Origin of the sequence: Edwardsiella tarda ATCC 15947 = NBRC 105688 (assembly GCF_003113495.2) — a bacterium.
In the GTDB taxonomy this organism is placed as follows: domain Bacteria; phylum Pseudomonadota; class Gammaproteobacteria; order Enterobacterales; family Enterobacteriaceae; genus Edwardsiella; species Edwardsiella tarda.
This window is the reverse complement of the sequence record NZ_CP084506.1, coordinates 1,656,096-1,672,505: the sequence shown is the minus strand read 5'-3', so window position 1 is coordinate 1,672,505 and position 16,410 is coordinate 1,656,096. Positions and strand designations below refer to the sequence as shown.

Here is a 16,410-nt window from a genome sequence, read left to right as displayed (position 1 = left end):
GAAGGTAACAAAAGGTACCACAAATAGCAAACAATAGTTACATCGTAAGCCTGTAACATTGGTTACATGAAAACAGAAATGAAAGACAGAATCAGATCCAGACGGATACAGCTCAACATCACTCAACAGGCTCTAGCCAAACGGCTCGGAGTCAGTCGCGTATCTGTCACAAAGTGGGAAAATGGAACAACTAAACCTGATGGAGAAAACCTGCATCAACTGGCAGCAACCCTGCAGGTAGCGCCTGAGTGGCTTCTCTATGGAAGCAGTAGCGCATCCCCAGATGAGATAAAAGATGACACCCGAGTGATCCCATATCTAAAACCACCAGTTGCCGTACCTATCATTTCTGCAGTTCAGGCTGGGACATGGACTGAAACCTACGCAAGCTCAAAACATTCCGACGTCATATCTTGGACACAGACAACGGCCAATGTCTCCGATGAGGTTTTTGGCTTAGTCGTTCGAGGTGAATCAATGACCAACCCCAACGGACTCCCCTCAATACCAGAAGGCTCCATCGTCATTGTCGAACCACATTATGATCAGATCGATGATCTATATGGAAAAATAGTTGTAGCTGTTCTAGATGGTTCATCAGAAGCCACAGTAAAAAAATTAGTATGGGATAGCCCCTACACATACCTTATGCCGTTAAACCCGCTCTTTAAGCCAATCCAGATAACCGGAAATTGCCGTATTGTTGGAAAAGTCGTCCAGATAACGCAAAATATCTAATCCAATAAATCAGTTGCAAAAGGCCAGATCCTAATCTGGCTTTTTTTCATACCATAATGTAACCAAAGGTACCGAGCGCACTTGACAACAAAGGTAACTAAAGGTACGTTTTGAGTTGTTAAAGGTACTAACAAGCTGACAGATGACAACGAGGCTACTGCGGATGGTAAATGGATAGCAGGATGATTAACAGACAGCAAAAAGCGCCCTACCGGACGCTCCGCTCTTTAACAATCAGCAAAGTCGGAACAGCACACCGTGCAATAACTCGACCCCAACGCATAAAAGCGGTGTATCACCGGGTGCGATCCGGTCGGTGAGAAGACTAGCCCAGCCCGAGAGGGACCTCTGGCGTGAAAAGGAAAGACGGTTATGGCAAGTGTGCTAACGCATCCACATAGGCATTTGTGAGTGTCTATATGGATGACAAGTGGTACTACCAACAGCGATGTGAAGATGAGGGGGAGTTATGGAAAAGCAAGAGCCCAAAGTAATAGCTGGCAACATGTCAAATGAGGAGCTTTTTGCATGGATGAAACAAAAAGCTAAAGCGGCTGATGATCTCAGATCCGCTTTAGACCATAAAATTTTTCTGGAACAACAACTTCAGATTACCGTTGAAAATATTAATCGTCTTACTCAGCAGGCATCAGTAAATATTCTTTAGAATGGTTAGGGTTCCATTCTTCATTGATGAAGTCATCAAAGGCGACAATGAAGGTATTCGCGTGGATCTCATCTAAGAAGTTTCGATACGACTGAGGCTGGTTTTTGATATCAAGTTTTTTTTGAAGGGCAATGAGAATATCTTCAAGACTCAACGCCCTAACTTGATCACCACTCCAGTTATAGAGCTGAAGTAGTAAATGACTAAGAGCGGCTTTACCTTGGAGAGGGTTGAAAGCCGATCCATGCTCTTGTCGATGTATGGCTAATACAACATCAAGGGTAGTAAGAAGCACAGCTCTGTTTTTTACCTGATCCAAATCATCTCTGGAGACTAATCCCATCTTTGGGATAGCTCTTACCTCATGAATAGTATCTAGGTGTGCTTGATAAAGATCTGAATATTTAACATGTCTCATGATTTTTCCTTTTTTTGGTGTGTGAGAACGCCAAGATACCACTGCCGCCTGAGGTGGTAAAACGATCAGGCTCTAATTATCACAACCTAGAAAAATCATCTTTTAAATAGAGGATGAACAACAAAAATCCTATTCATATCTGTTATATCTAGATCTGGCTTATCATATGATGAATATATTATCAATGAGTCTGTTTTTTTTATTCCTATTACTCCAATAATAAACCACACTTTAACTAACTCATCAAAATTCATTACTATTTTAGAGTGTAAATAATCTTCAGTAGTCGATGAAACTCTATCAAGTATATAAGTTAATACTTTATTTTTATCAATATCAGATATCGAAGATAAAGAAAACTCACTCACTTGCACTAATGATAGTGAATCAATATAATCAGATATATTTTTATAAATACTTGCCCACTCTGATATCAATGCTCTTTTTCTCGAAGAAAAATATTTTTCTTCAGCCATCAACACAATATCCTTATTTATACTAACATTACCATCACACTCTCTAAAACAATAATTAATAAAGCTAATGGCATCTCTAGGTCTTAGCATAGTCCTATCAAGGATATAATCATCTGCAGAGACACCATCAACGTCAAAGTTAAAAATATCCTTTATCGTTACAGTTTTAGCACCTTGATATTTATTCTTAACTAAATGATTGATTCTTTTATCAACAATTTCCCTGATCTCTGTTTTATTCCATGATATCGCATATATCAACGATTGATCTTTTTCATCCTGCCTCAATGTTTTATTGTAAATCCCCATAAGAATATCTGTTCTGATAGATATCAAGATCTTCACTGTTTTTATATCAAGTAACTCTCTAAATGCCTCAAGCAGAGCATTTATAAAATCATATCTTATATCACTAGAGCTTAACCATGAACGATCAAGATCATCGATACTAATTATAATACGATGCTGCCCTACTCCAGAGAATTCTTCATTTAGTATTTTTATTAACTCTTTTTGTTTCCTGATTAACTCTCTACTAACATAACTAGATGTCTCTGATTGAACTTTTTGGGTTTCTTCCTGACATAATTTCCCTCCAAGAGATATCCCCTTCACTCCTATTTTAGCAGATAGCTCATCTTGCATTTTATTACTTATTTCAACTAATGCTTTATCATTAAAAAAACATTTTTAAATTGCTCGATATATTCATTTGCCAAATCTGGATTATATGATTTCCTCTTACCACCAATCAACGAACTTATCCTGTTGAAAAAATTTTGATAGCTAGATCTATGCAATGCGGGAATAACTTTAACAAGCAAGGCATGCAGCCACAATGATTTATAAAAAACTCTTAAATCAATGCCGTTATCATTTAACGATGAAATAAAAACATTATTTTTTACATGCTCAAAAATAGTATTCTCAGCTTCTATTTTATCGTAAACTTTAATAGTATCTTCATCAATTATTTTTTTTAAAAGAGCTGACTTTCCACTGCCAGTTCTTCCAACAATAATCCTTTTTGTAAAATCTGGATTTCTTTCTGATGGATCAAAATTCATGATCCCTCGAAAGATATCTGTCTCATAGAAACAAGAGTCTAAGAATGAATCTGACTCAGCTTCCATTTTACCAATCTCATCATTTTTCCTGAAGATATAAGTATTCATAAAGCAAATCCACCATATAATACAAGCATCTTTCTAAAATAATTTTCACTCAGCCATATAACCATTGATTGAATAATTCACATCAGCAATAATCAACATGTTAACCAATCAATTTCATATGGCACTACGCGTCTAAAGATAGCTGATTATTACTTAGTCTGAAAGAGTACCCAGCCAATAAATTGAAAAATCCAGGATAAATTAACTATTTTTTGTACAATCTGATGCTTATTTTCACTACAAAAAGTCCTTTAGTTTGACTCGTTACGATTTCTCTAATGATGTATAAGTACTAATCATGACGGTGAATAACAGACCGCAGCTGGATATGCCCCTGCTCAAACGAGCCCCTCTTTATCACCAGATACTCCATAAGGAGAGCAGAATGAATACTCGATAAAGCTCAATATGTATCAACAATAATTAGACAAGGTAAAGATGTTGTGACCATCTCTACAAGTAGAGGTACTACCATGGATAACCAGACAACCAAAGCATATATTTGCAAAGAATGTGGAAACGCCATCAGTGCTCATGTGTTCTGCCGACCCGCAGATAAAAACTGGAGTCAGGAGCAACTGGCCGAGTGGGAAAATTTTCAGAATAAGGAGAAAGATGAAGCCAAAGCATACTTCCTTAAAACACGCTCTGGACTCGTCAATTTAATTGATGGGTTACGTCGGATTGAGGAAAAAGTGGCTGAAAGCCCAGAGACTGGATATGCAGAGGTATATATCAAGAAGTATTTGCGGGCTGAGGTAAAAGAGGCCGTAAAGAAACTACTAGACCTCATCTAATAAAGGGTGATTTCTCACCCTTCACTCGTTAATCTTCGATATTGGGCTCGCGCAGCGGCGTTGTCTCGGACAAATAGCAGTCCTTAATAGTCTGCGCAAGATCTGGGTATCGTTCAAAAGAGACATCCTGTTTTATTCTATCCAGTTCAAGATCTGCATAGTGACTAAGTGCAGTACGATCAGCTGGAGAGAGGCTTTTAATGATTAAGCTCAAGATAATCTCTAACGCGGCGATACGACAGTCAAGATTAACGCTATCAAACGGTGGTATTAGGTTATGTTTTTCCATTTTACTCTCCATAGGGTTGGTTAATCAGTGGAGATCTCCATGCTCCAAGTGGAGTTCGTGCGCCGGACACGGGTAAGAATCCGGCAACACCACCATACACCGGTGAAAGAGGCGATCCTTTAACCGACTCCACACTTACATCCATAGGATGGGCAAGCTCCCACGCCTATGAGCCTACGCCAACGCGCCACCATCCGTAATGGAGCAAGATGGATACCCTGCCCTCGTCCCGTGCCGAGCGAACCCACACAGCGGCGCAGAGTACCGCAGCGCTTTAACATTGGTCTGCGCCGCAGCTACTCCTACGCCATCGTCAGCGCCATTTACCAGCTGCATCTGCACCAATGCGCACGCCGGGAGATCGCCACCCTACTCGGCATCCCCGCCAGCAAGATCGATGTCTTGCTCCAACATAAAACCAAGACCCAACGCCGCGCCTGGCAACAGGTCCACCAAAGCAACCGTCTACCGGGTAAGCGGGAGATCCTGGCGCAGTTGGCAAGGGAGTTGCCGGTGTGAGGGTTCTATTGGGTGGGGAGTATCGGCGTGTATTGAGGGGATGGATGGGAGCCAAGTCTACCCGTGGTAAACCGTTTACCACGGGTGACATTGGAGGCCATCTGTTTAGATGTCCGCTAAGAGCGAGGAACGGACATCATTGTTGCCGGAAACGCTAATATCCTTTGGCTAGTCCTTTAACATTCTAGTAATGGATTTTTTTTGTTTTTAGAGTATCATTAATAATTTATCTAAAGAAAAGCCAAATGCTAACACATTATTTGGCTACGTTAATCCAAGAAAGAGTATTAGGAACTAAAATGGTATTTAAAAATTTTATACGCAAGGAAAAAAATGCCCTCTATATTGGTGCACCTGAAGCAGAGGCAGAATCGTTGCCAACGTCAAAAGTCAATTTGCGAGATGTTTATGAAGATCTTCACAATCTCTACGAAGAACTTTCTGACGAGAAATTTATATTGATTGGACGCAAAGGTTGCGGGAAAAGTGCATTTGCAGAATATACATATTTGTCATCAATCGAACAAGCCAATTTATTTTGTTCATTTGTTAGCCAAGATAATTTAAGTTTGGAAAAGCTCGTTCAGTTAGGCAACGAACATAACTCGGAGCATACAAAAGAACACTTATTTAAATGGCTAATTTACACTAATATCATCAAGATGTTTTTTGAGAATGAAGCTGCTGCTCAAGCAAATGGATACAAATTACTGCAAGAATTCCTCAAAAAGAATAGTGGTTACATTGACATAAATACAGGTGAAATAGTTGAGTTAATAAAGAAACATTCCTTTGAGGTCAGCATTGAGCAATTTAAGAGATTTTTCAAAGGGAAGTTTAATTCTGACATACAAATTAAAGAATCAAGAGCAGCATTCTACAAATTGATACCTCATTTGGAAAAAGTTGTTGTAGAGGTTTTAACGAGTAAGCTCAATACGGATAATCAAAATTCTTACGCTTTGTTTTTTGATGATTTAGATATTGATTTTGATGCCAATGATAATAACTCAACAGACACACTGATACAGCTAATCAGAACATCTAAACATGTAAATAATACCGTGTTTGCTAAAAATAATGCATCCGCGAAAGTTATAATACTAATTAGAGATGATGTGGAGCGACTCTTATCCACACAAGCAGCTGATATATCTAAAATTTTCTCATCTTGCTCCACAAGACTATCTTGGAGTGAGGATGACAATGCTGGAAAGTCTGATGAGAACGATCTAGCCATTAAGAAAATGATAAATAAGCGGATTACAAATGCTTTCCGCCAAGCAAACCTACAGTTAAAAAACAAAAATACACCATGGGAAAGTCTTATAGATGATGACTTCTCTCCAAAGACAAGTTTTAAGTATGTATGCGACCACACACTAATTCGACCACGTGATTTGATACTTTTCTTCAAACCACTTGAGTCCGGTTACTACTCGATACCATTAAATAAAATGGATGTTAATAATTTGTTAGGGTTGTATTCAGCTGAACTTGTTAAGGAGTTAAGTAACGAACTTTCGTCGTTCTATAACCCATTTCAGATTCAAAATATTTTCGATGCTTTAAAAGACATTAGTTTGAAGTATGACTGTACTTATTCGGAAGCTGTTAAATTTATAGAAAACAATTGTGTAAACTTGTCACCTGTAAAATTACTACAAGAACTATATGATCGCTCCATGATTGGTTGTATTAATGGAACTAATGGTTATGCGCATTTTAAACATCGAACAAGTAAAAAAGATGCTCATGAGTATAGACTAGATCCTACAGGACTAGTTATAGTGCATTCAGGAATAAGTATAAACCTGCGTAACCGGTAGCTTATAGTCTCCAATATTTTTACTATAGGTTCAGACTGAATTAAGCCACTCATTGTTAGTTAAGCCTGACTTTTAACAGGCTTAACTATAAAACTAGAGATATGCTGCATAGACCTTACGAAAAAGAATATAAGCGAGTACAATCCAACTATACAAATACTAATATTAAAAGCAATTTTTGAATATTCCAGCTCTTACTAGTTTATATATAAATAGTTTCGATACACGAACTTTCAGATATTGTAATGTAATTTTAAATAAGTATTATATTCACACTTTCTTTCATAAATGTAGGTGCTTATAATTCCAGTAACGCTCGCTTTTGGCACCAAGGCGACTGTCATTATAATGACACCACGCAATCAACTATTAAGTAATATACAATAACCAAGGATATAATTTGCAATTGAAATAACCATGCTCACCTGCGGTCTGCACTGTCATAACGGGCGTCATGGCAGTGAGTCACAGACCGCAGCTGAGTATGCACCAGCCCACCCTGAGTTACTCATATACCGGGAAACCGATGGCCGATAGCCACTATCCTTATTGCACTCCTATGATTTATAAGTAAAGTATCATAAATTGGAATTAGTTTTACCCGCGATGCCGGGGGTATAGTCCGCTCAGGTGCTAGAAACACCTGCAAGCCGGAACCCGCACCTGTCAGACATGCGGATTTTTTATGGTCATATTTCGGATATGGCCGAGTGTGGGCGAATACAATACCAGCAATGGGAATAAGCCCGCTTGCCGCTTGTACAAGTTTCTAGCACTCGGCCACCCGAGCCATTCGGGTATCCTCTAGAAAAGGATACAAGCTATGACCATCTCTCACGCCTCAAACATTACCCGCCCTCCCAAAGTGTCGATCCACGATGGCAGGGCGGTGACAACTACCGATGACGTCGCTGCCTATTTTGGTAAGCAAGCCCATCACGTCGTACAAAAAGTAGAATCCCTTGATTGCTCAAGAGATTTCACCATCCGCAACTTTTCGCGGATGGTTAAAAATAAATCGATAGGCAGTGGTGCTGAGCGCCAAGTGGTCTACTACGAGATGACCAAAGATGGTTTCGTCTTTCTGGTCATGGGCTTCACCGGTAAGCGTGCCGCCGCGTTTAAAGAGGCGTATATCGCCGAGTTTAACCGCATGGAGGCACAGATACGGCATCAACGGCCAGAGCAGGCCGGTTATCTTGGGCGGACACACAAAAACATCAGTCAAGAAGAGCAGGACGCATATAACCTTCAATGTCTGGCGTTACATTACCGCGTGATCCTGGCTGCTTGGAAAGAGCAGATCTATCCCGCCCTGCGCCAGCTGGAGTCACCGTTAGCTGGGAGGCTGTACGATAGGTTTATCGATGGAGCGATATTTTTGACGTATGTCGAAAAATCTTTAAACAATAAGTTGCTGCCTGGGCAATACCCGAGAATTCGGTAGAAAGGCAAAGCGTATGGTGGATACGGCAAGCGCTCGCTGATATCACGCTAATCAAGACAGGCAAATAACCACCACCGCGCCAGCGTTCCCAGCCGTACCGCTGGCCGGATAACTCCCGTGTGCTCCGGCCATCATCCCTCTGATTTTCCCTTTGCTCCGCCCTTTCCGCTTCCTCTTTTCGCCAGGAGAGCCTCGCCATGCCTGAATATTTCGCCTTCTTTATTAAAGCCAAAAAACAGTCCGGTCAGCAGGACATGCTATTTTGCTGCCAGGCCGACAGTATGCGCGTCGCCTATTCTCAACTCTACCGCGCGCTAACGGCCAGCGCCCTGCATCTGGATGATTACTTCACCCCGCGCCGAACGCCTCTGCCGGTCGGTATCAAACTGCCCGCAGAAGGGAAACTCGACCGGGCGTTTTGCCGCCGCTATCACCTGGTCGGCGACCGTTGGTTAAAGCGTCCCCGCCCTGTTTGCTAAGCCCCTTCCTCTGCCCTAGACACGCGGCTGACTCTCTCTTATTAAAACGCATCCCCCAGACTCTCGGAGCCGGCTATGACAACCTACCTCACTATCCAGACGTGGGTGCAGCAGCACTATGGCGATAAACCGCCCTGTGTGGACACCGTCCGGCGCTGGATCCGGCGCGGCTATATTTATCCGCAACCCTACCGCCACGGCGGCGCCTACCGTATCCAGAGCGATGCCCGCTACCTGCCCCCCTGGCAACAGAAAGCCGCCAAAACCACGACGGCCTCCCCCCACACCTTGCTGGAGCGACTGAAACATGGCGAAAAATAGCCGAGGCAACGACGCTAGGCAAAATCTGCCGGATAACCTGGATAACCGGCACGGATTTTTCGTCTGGCGCCATCCCCTCACCGGCAGTGAACTGCCCTTAGGCTACATCACCCGGCGTGAGGCTATCCGCCAAGCCCGGGAGGCCAATCACTATCTCGCCGCGATCACGCCTAGCCCCTTACCCAATCCGCATGAGATCCCCACCGTCAGCCAATGGATCACCGAATACCTCCAACGTCTCGAACAGCGCGGCGTGGCGGCCAATACCTTGCGTGCCCGCCGCTCACAGAGCAAAACGGTACACGCGATGATCGGGCCGCGTTATCTGACGCAGATCAGCACGCGGGATATCGCCATCTTATTGCACCCCTACATACTCGATGGCCGCCTCACCGCCGCCAGCCTGATGCGCTCCTTCCTCAACGCCCTATTTCGTGAAGCGGTCGCGGCAGGCTTTATCGATCACAATCCGGTGGCCCAGACCCGCACGCCTCCCATCCGCGTCAAGCGTCGTCGCCTGAGTGAAGAGACATTGTTAGCCGTCTACCGTCTGGCATTACAAGGCGAGGCCAAAAAACCGTGGCTGGCCCGTGGCATCGAGCTGGCGCTGCTCACCGGTCAGCGGCGAGAAGATCTCTGTACCTTGCGCTGGCAAGATGTCCGGGAGAATAAGCTGTGGCTGATCCAGGGCAAGACCGGTGCCCGCCTGGCCATCACCACCCGCTTGCATCTTCAGTTGGGGCCATACGCGCTGCGTCTGAGCGAGGTGCTAGATCGTTGCCGGGCTCAAGGGCCGAGCGACTACCTGCTCAACTCCCGCCGCCCGCGCCTCCACCGCGCACCGGGCGGCCCGCTAGTGCCGGACACGTTAAGCAAGGGCTTTTCCCGCTTGCTCGATCAGAGTGGGCTGGTACACGCGCCCCATCCCCCCTCCTTCCACGAGATCCGCAGTCTCGCCTCACGGATGTACCAGGCACAGTACGGAACGGAGTTCTGCCAGCACTTGCTCGGCCACAAGAGCCGGCTGATGACGGAGAAGTACCTCGATCTACGGGAGAGCATGTGGAATGTGATCGACATACCGGACGAGGAGGAAGTATAAAAATTACTCAACCTAGGCTTACAATTAATTGTAAGGTTAATAACCCACTCAACTGGAGGCATATGTGATGACGAGTTACACCAGGCCGCAAGCGAAGAATAGTGCTAGATGGGAGATCTGGCGACGTATTGAAGAAGAGAAGGCGACATTAGAGCAGCTTTTAGCTGATCCACCCAAAAAAGCGAATGGTGCCCTTACCACTTCAGGAAACATCCTCACTGAATATCAGCAATGCCGTGGCTGGAACTCTGCGCTTAAAAAGAAAATGGGCTAAAACGGAGGTTAGGCGGGCAATCCATTGCGAAACCGGGCGCAGCGGATTGGGTTGCATGGTTATGCAGTGGGGGAAAAATCGGACGGTGCCATCGGCAGGAAAAGCGAGGGAGAAAATGATGATTTTTGGCGTACTGGGTTGGGAAATCATCACGCAGAGTGATGAGCGGTACGCCGATCAGATGTTATGGTAAATCCAGAACAGTAGTGAGAGAAAAAAGCCCCGCGGGGCTTTAAACCACTCTCGAACCAAGCTAAATGACTGGCGCGCCTAAACCATCGCTGAGAGTTTATGTACAGCCCTACGTCGCATATATAGTCTCTGGTAATAAAATACGTAACATCCACGATGACAAGTCGCTTCATCCTATGTCAAAAACAATCAACAACGATCATATCACCATATGATTATTTATTAATGATCACAATAAGCACAAACCACTTATTCAAGTCATTTGCTCGTATTAATATCTTTGATTTTTTCCTTCATATCATCAATAAGTTTAGGCAATTGTGTTTGCCCATAATTAGTATTATAAAACTCATCATCGGGTTGAACAAAATAATTCCTATTGACACCGCAGGCGACAACTTCCTTAAAGGCCTTAACTACATCCGGAGTTAATTCGAAAGGTGGCTCCGGTTTTTGGAGATCTTTTCGCTGAATAGCTACTTTAGTATAACCATATCCCGGTGTCACGATACCATTTTCAAATAACTCATGTATATAAAGCCAATTTAGCGCTACGCGCTTATGTGGCTTTCCGTCATTCGTTTTTTTCCATGTTAACACCCAACGGTTTTTCTCGATATTATCACTAGGAAGAAAGTGAATGTTATCATCTATATAATCCTCAACACCCTGAAGTTCCGCAGAGTACTCACAGTCGGAAATTTGATACCAACTGATATAGAAGTGATTATTAGATAGTAATTCAAAATCCTTAAATTGAGTTGCATGATGAGTATCATTAAGTAGCTTTTGAGAAACAGCCGCTCCCCAAACCTGAAACAATTCATCCAATTTATGCTTCTTCTGCTCAACGGTAGGATAGCTATCTTTAGCTTTAGACCTAATATGGTCAAAAAAAATCTTGAATGATTTTAGATGTTGTGGATTATGAGTTACCGTACATAATTCATGTAAAATATTTCCAGACAGACCATTTTTAGTTAAATTTGCACTACCACTGATAGCACTGTTCTCTCCCAGATATAATTTAGCATGAAGATTATCAAGAAACTCTACTTTCTCCCAACCCAATTCTTTTACAATCTCATGTATAGCTTTTGGGTTTGATCCCAACGTTGGTGAAACCACTATTGATTTTATTTTCTTCCAGTCAGGAATAAACTCTCGCCAATCAGCCCCAACAAAAGCCACAGCAATATATTCAGGGGAACAATTTTTTATATACTCTGCAATTTTTTCAGCAAAAACTATTCTCATTATATCCTCTAACCAATAGATTACCTGATAAAATAACACACTTACTATAATACAATCGACAATCAACCTGATAGGAAATACTCTATTGCATTAGTTAATGCGTCAGCGTTCTCCTTCAGCAAGATAGGGATGAAACCATATACTTGTTAAAAAGACACACTCTTAATATATCATCTCATTCTGATTAACGACCGTGCAATGAAAGTCTGATATGATTAAGAAAAATAGTATAGACCCACAGCAAAGACAGATCATAAATACATCATACAAATATAATTATACGAAAATAATAAAAAATAGACTTGGCTTTAAATATAAAAAACATGATTCTAATCATGGCAATAGCTATTGCTTTAAAAACCTACACATCAGCGAATAATAAATGAACAATTATATTGTTGTAGATGGTTTATTGTTTTGTCTGTAATAATGCTTAATAGGGAAGAACCGTGAGATATGGAAGAATTATGAAATAGTCTAGAAAAACAATAACCAATTATCTATCTGATAACATAAGATCCGCGTAAGGATCTATGTCAGGAGGCTAAAAAAACACGATAGCGAATGAATTTAACGAATAATCAAATGGATAGACTTAATGAAATCAGATCTACTCAAACCACCGATTCATCCGCTTCACCGCCTGCTGGACGATGTGGTTGCGGCGCGCCAGTAGCTTGTCGATGCGCTGGCGTTTCTCCTCGGCGCTGAGGCGGGTGTGCAGCTGTATCATCTGGATCTGGCTGTTTAGCTGGCGTACCTGCTGCTGCGTCCGGTTAAGCCGTGGCCGGCTGGCTAAGATGTGGCGCTGCTCCCGTTGTAGCGCACGGCTGTCCTGTAGCCGGCGTTCCCGTTTCCAGCGCTGCACCGAGCCATAAACCTGGTTGGCCTGCTGCATCATGCGGTAGAAATCGTCGCTGTACTGGGTCGATTTCGGTGCAGCCGATCCGCGCAGGAACGACTTGATCACCGGCAGTTCATCGACGCGCAGCGCCGGGCGTTCGCCGTACTCCCCCATGCCGTTTTTTCCAGACCCCATCCAGATGATGGTCACCCTGATCGCCGTAGTCAGAATGGCCAGCAGTACGCCACCCACCAGCGTATTACCCCGCCACCAGGATAGCCGCCGTTCACTGGTGGAGGGCTATGGTGCTATTCGCCCTCTCGTTATCCCTAGATCGTTTCAGATATAAAAACTCGGCATTTGCCAGGGGTGGCTATTCAGGGAAATGGGTAGCCATTACCCCCATGAGGTTAATGGTCAGCGTTACAGAGCTATCTCTACTCACGGTAAAAATTTTCGAGGTACCTAATCGTCTAAATCTCCCAGGGGCAAGCCAGCTAAATACGGCAGTCCAGTGCTCAGCATCGAGATTAATTGATAATATGACTTTTTGGGCTCATACAGGAGCAGAGGAAACATGTCAGGCCCCGAGCAACGCGGCGAGCACTTCGTGACCAGGCATGCCGTCAGAGTTATTCTTATTAACAGCAATCAATCCGTGTTACTGCTCAGCACCAAGGATGCTCACAACCCAGACTTTATCGAATCATGGGTGGTACCCGGTGGTAGCGCGCTGGTTCCATCGCCCCTCTGACACCATCGGGTAACCTCCACCCCATCGTATTCCAGGCTGGGATTATACCGCTCAGCATCACTGCCCGAAAAAACCAGTATCGTCGCGCGTGACGAATCCCCCAAGGCAGACACCTCCGCAGAAGGGCTCATCGCACTCCGCCGGCTTTTGATAAAACAGGAACCATCACCACAGGGAATGCCGCGGGAATCTACGATAGCGCGACGGCGTCAGCGGTGATGGAAGAGACTGCCGCTAGCGGTAGGATTAAAACCGCTGGCGCGGATTAGACACTATGCCAACACCGACTCACGCCTGCATTCATGGGAATGAGCCCCATGCTGGCCAAGAAAAAGGTATTGCAAAGCAATAGGTCACCGCTTTCCGATATCGCTCCGCTTGAAGCCTTCTCTTCTCCGCACGATTCTTGGCCGTCGGTAAAACACTGAGCGTTGATCCGCAGAAGGTCAACGCTAACGGTAGCGCAATCGCGTTGGGTCACCCATTAGCACCAGCGGAGCATGAATTTGGGGGGAGACGGGTTTATGCGCGGCCCGCAGGAGATCGGACGCTGGGGCAGGCAGAGGACGGCTTTCGGTATGGGAATGGGGTCCCCTCCTATCTGACAAATAAGCGAAATAGCGCAACCCGTATTCATTACCGCATTTACCCCATTCATGCTCATCTGCACGTCATATAACAGCACGCTACAACAACATACCCCCAAGGCGCTGGCAATATATCTGTGCTGGAGCAGGAGCGGCATTGCTGATAATCTGTTCACCGGATGTCGTCTGCAAGCATTAACGGCAACCGATACAAATGATACACAGAAAAAATTTGAGCAATGCCGACCGGCATATAACTAACACTACCCCCATCCATCGTTAACTGACCCGACGCCGGAAAAATTTCTTCAAAGCCTGCAAAAAAAACGGATTGTTGATTTAGCTTAGCACGGATAGTGTGAAAAGATGAAAGGTCAAACTATGATACAAATACAACGTCCTATACCCAATTTAGAATTGGATCTGTTACGTACTTTCATTGCAGTCGTTGAGGGGAATAGCTTTGCCGCTGCTGCCGAATCAGTACATCGTACGCAATCTGCTATCAGTCAACAAATGCAGCGCCTGGAGTCCCTAATCGGTAAAGAACTCTTTGTCCGCAGCGGTCGAGGCAAATCATTGACCGAGCATGGCGTGAAAATGCTGGGCTATGCCCGCCGTATCCTAAACCTAAACGACGAAGCATGCCTTTCATTAATGTACGACGATGTTGATGGCGTGCTGCGTATCGGTTCACCGGATGATACGGCCAACACAATCCTGCCGGAGTTACTGGCACGCTTTTCGAAAGCTTATCCGCGACTAATCATCGAAATCGTGGTTAAACGTAGTCCTTTCCTGATGGAAATGCTCAAAAACGATGAGATCGATATGGCAATCTCTACGGCAGAATGTACTGATTATTCAGGGTTTATTTTGCGTTCTTCACCTTCGCTATGGTTCTGTGGCCTCAATTACAAGTTTGACGCCGACACACCACTACCGCTGGTCTCGCTGGATGAACCCAGTACCTACCGTAACATGGCTATCAACCACCTGGAGCGCTTTGGTATTACCTGGCGGATTGCTTATACCGCGACCACCTTATCTGGTGCTAGGGCCGCCGTTGCAGCCGGACTTGGGGTAATGGCACGATCTATTGAGTTATTTGGCGATGATTTATGTATTTTAGGGGAGAGCGAAGGGCTTCCCAAACTACCGAATATTAAATTTAACTTATATATACGCAGAAATAACCCACCCAAGGCTGCTAAAGTTTTATTCGAATCTCTGTATCAGGAAAATTTTTCACCTGAGCGGCCTTATGTCAATGCTGTGATTTCTAAGGAGACATTATGCTGACTCAGTTTTCTGGTATTTTTCCCTATCTGGTCTCACCGGTCGATAATCATACTGGCAGAGTATTGGAGCACCCCCTGCGCAGGTTGGTTGAGTATCTGATCGGCTGTGGCGTCCAGGGGCTCAGTCCCCTCGGTAGCACGGGTGAGTTTGCCTATCTATCCCTTGAGCAGCGGGAGGATATCGTGCGCATTGTGCTTGATCAGGCGGCAGGAAGAGTCCCTGTGATTGCGGGTGTGGCAGGGTTCTCCACCCATGAGGCCCTGAGACAGACAGAGCGCTATAGCCGCCTGGGCGTTGATGGCATTGTCTTAATCATGCAGAAGATGTTTCCAGTCTCCCCTGCTGGACAAATGCACTTTTTTACCGATGTAGCGGAAAAATTTAGTGAAACCTCAATGACGCTGTATACCAACCCCGGTCTGCTCGGTGCTGACATCCCATTGGAGGTTCTGGATGAGCTTAGTTATGTAAATAATATTGAATATATTAAGGATGCCTCAGGGAATACCGGGCGTATTCTAACGATGATTAATCGTTTCGGTTCACGCTTACGTATATTTAGCGCCTCGGCACATATCCCACTATTGGTATTTCAGTTAGGGGGCGTGGGCTGGATGGCAGGCCCAGCCTGTGTGATTCCCAAACAGTGTGTCGAGCTCTTTAATCTTTTTCAGACTAATCAGATCGAACAGGCAATGGCACGGCAAAAACAGCTATGGCGAATTAATGAGGTATTTACCCAGTATGCGCTAGCCGCCTGTATCAAGGCGGCATTAAACATTCAGGGGTTTGCCGTCGGGGATCCGATTTCACCGCAGCAACCACTTGGTGCGGATGCCGTTAATGCGTTACATCAAGTGCTCGCTGAGATACAATAAAAATGACATTTGGCATCGTTATTCCGATGCCAAATCCTTTACGCCTTGAGCCTTAGCGCGCCCCA

At 44.4% G+C, this 16,410-nt stretch carries 19 protein-coding genes and 1 pseudogene; 14 read left to right on the top strand and 6 right to left on the bottom strand.

All coding sequences use genetic code 11. The features are described from left to right. Window positions 1-66: 66 nt before the first annotated feature. Together DCL27_RS07780 and DCL27_RS07775 are read left to right on the top strand one after the other, a co-directional pair. On the top strand, window positions 67-738 hold the full coding sequence (locus tag DCL27_RS07780) for a LexA family protein (protein WP_181880786.1): 672 nt from the start codon (window positions 67-69) through the stop codon (window positions 736-738). Between the two features lie 469 nt (window positions 739-1,207). After that, entirely contained in the window at window positions 1,208-1,405 is a 198-nt protein-coding gene (locus DCL27_RS07775; protein WP_146196424.1) for a hypothetical protein, read from the top strand. Here DCL27_RS07775 and DCL27_RS07770 read toward each other — a convergent pair. From DCL27_RS07770 to DCL27_RS07760, 3 genes are all read right to left on the bottom strand, one after another. Next, window positions 1,374-1,823, bottom strand: coding sequence for an ECs1072 family phage-associated protein (locus DCL27_RS07770; RefSeq protein ID WP_035600943.1), 450 nt, complete (start codon window positions 1,821-1,823; stop codon window positions 1,374-1,376). The two genes, DCL27_RS07775 and DCL27_RS07770, sit on opposite strands and share 32 nt — an antisense overlap. 95 nt (window positions 1,824-1,918) lie before the next feature. After that, a complete protein-coding gene (locus DCL27_RS07765) occupies window positions 1,919-2,944 on the bottom strand; it encodes a P-loop ATPase, Sll1717 family (protein ID WP_211317615.1) in 1,026 nt (341 codons plus the stop codon). Between the two features lie 17 nt (window positions 2,945-2,961). Then, on the bottom strand, window positions 2,962-3,474 hold the full coding sequence (locus tag DCL27_RS07760; RefSeq protein WP_211317616.1) for a hypothetical protein: 513 nt from the start codon (window positions 3,472-3,474) through the stop codon (window positions 2,962-2,964). 473 nt (window positions 3,475-3,947) lie between these two features. Between DCL27_RS07760 and DCL27_RS07755 the strand changes: the two genes are divergently transcribed. Next, window positions 3,948-4,271: a hypothetical protein gene (locus DCL27_RS07755; RefSeq protein WP_035601240.1), complete on the top strand. Its 324-nt coding sequence runs from the start codon at window positions 3,948-3,950 to the stop codon at window positions 4,269-4,271. Window positions 4,272-4,299: 28 nt separating this feature from the next. Here DCL27_RS07755 and DCL27_RS07750 read toward each other — a convergent pair whose 3' ends face one another. Beyond that, window positions 4,300-4,560, bottom strand: a complete 261-nt coding sequence (locus DCL27_RS07750) for a hypothetical protein (RefSeq protein WP_035601243.1) — start codon at window positions 4,558-4,560, stop codon at window positions 4,300-4,302. A gap of 168 nt (window positions 4,561-4,728) precedes the next feature. On the opposite strand from DCL27_RS07750, the gene DCL27_RS07745 reads away from it, so the two are divergent. From DCL27_RS07745 to DCL27_RS07715, 7 genes are all read left to right on the top strand, one after another. Continuing rightward, a complete protein-coding gene (locus tag DCL27_RS07745) occupies window positions 4,729-5,079 on the top strand; it encodes a hypothetical protein (protein ID WP_223931126.1) in 351 nt (116 codons plus the stop codon). Window positions 5,080-5,324: 245 nt separating this feature from the next. After that, complete coding sequence (locus DCL27_RS07740) at window positions 5,325-6,908, top strand: P-loop ATPase, Sll1717 family (protein ID WP_146196425.1); 1,584 nt, start codon at window positions 5,325-5,327, stop codon at window positions 6,906-6,908. A gap of 823 nt (window positions 6,909-7,731) precedes the next feature. Continuing rightward, complete coding sequence (locus DCL27_RS07735) at window positions 7,732-8,355, top strand: Rha family transcriptional regulator (protein WP_080582854.1); 624 nt, start codon at window positions 7,732-7,734, stop codon at window positions 8,353-8,355. A 197-nt stretch (window positions 8,356-8,552) separates the two neighbouring features. Next, the gene (locus DCL27_RS07730) at window positions 8,553-8,834 is read left to right on the top strand and encodes a RecE family exodeoxyribonuclease (protein WP_035599856.1); all 282 of its coding nucleotides are present in this window, start codon (window positions 8,553-8,555) and stop codon (window positions 8,832-8,834) included. Window positions 8,835-8,909: 75 nt separating this feature from the next. Next, window positions 8,910-9,155, top strand: a complete 246-nt coding sequence (locus DCL27_RS07725) for an excisionase (protein WP_035599853.1) — start codon at window positions 8,910-8,912, stop codon at window positions 9,153-9,155. Then, window positions 9,142-10,257 (top strand): site-specific integrase, encoded by a 1,116-nt coding sequence (locus DCL27_RS07720; protein WP_035599850.1) that lies wholly within the window; start codon window positions 9,142-9,144, stop codon window positions 10,255-10,257. The genes DCL27_RS07725 and DCL27_RS07720 overlap by 14 nt, the downstream gene beginning before the upstream one ends. A gap of 67 nt (window positions 10,258-10,324) precedes the next feature. Then, on the top strand, window positions 10,325-10,531 hold the full coding sequence (locus DCL27_RS07715; RefSeq protein ID WP_161598460.1) for a hypothetical protein: 207 nt from the start codon (window positions 10,325-10,327) through the stop codon (window positions 10,529-10,531). A gap of 450 nt (window positions 10,532-10,981) precedes the next feature. Here the strand turns inward: DCL27_RS07715 and DCL27_RS07710 are convergent, their stop codons facing one another. Then, the gene (locus tag DCL27_RS07710; protein WP_109691537.1) at window positions 10,982-11,980 is read right to left on the bottom strand and encodes a phospholipase D family protein; all 999 of its coding nucleotides are present in this window, start codon (window positions 11,978-11,980) and stop codon (window positions 10,982-10,984) included. 610 nt (window positions 11,981-12,590) lie between these two features. After that, on the bottom strand, window positions 12,591-13,076 hold the full coding sequence (locus DCL27_RS07705) for a hypothetical protein (RefSeq protein ID WP_223931127.1): 486 nt from the start codon (window positions 13,074-13,076) through the stop codon (window positions 12,591-12,593). A gap of 325 nt (window positions 13,077-13,401) precedes the next feature. On the opposite strand from DCL27_RS07705, the gene DCL27_RS07700 reads away from it, so the two are divergent. The 4 genes and pseudogenes from DCL27_RS07700 (at window position 13,402) to DCL27_RS07690 (ending at window position 16,345) form a co-directional block, all read left to right on the top strand. Next, a complete protein-coding gene (locus DCL27_RS07700) occupies window positions 13,402-13,578 on the top strand; it encodes an NUDIX hydrolase (RefSeq protein WP_161598457.1) in 177 nt (58 codons plus the stop codon). A gap of 403 nt (window positions 13,579-13,981) precedes the next feature. Further along, window positions 13,982-14,257, top strand: a pseudogene (locus DCL27_RS17775) (hypothetical protein); the annotation flags it as partial. Between the two features lie 289 nt (window positions 14,258-14,546). After that, complete coding sequence (locus DCL27_RS07695) at window positions 14,547-15,467, top strand: LysR family transcriptional regulator (RefSeq protein ID WP_035598551.1); 921 nt, start codon at window positions 14,547-14,549, stop codon at window positions 15,465-15,467. Further along, window positions 15,464-16,345 carry a dihydrodipicolinate synthase family protein gene (locus tag DCL27_RS07690; RefSeq protein WP_169315082.1) on the top strand — a complete coding sequence of 294 codons (882 nt, stop codon included), beginning with the start codon at window positions 15,464-15,466 and terminating at the stop codon, window positions 16,343-16,345. Before DCL27_RS07695 ends, DCL27_RS07690 begins: the two co-directional genes overlap by 4 nt. Window positions 16,346-16,410: the final 65 nt, after the last annotated feature.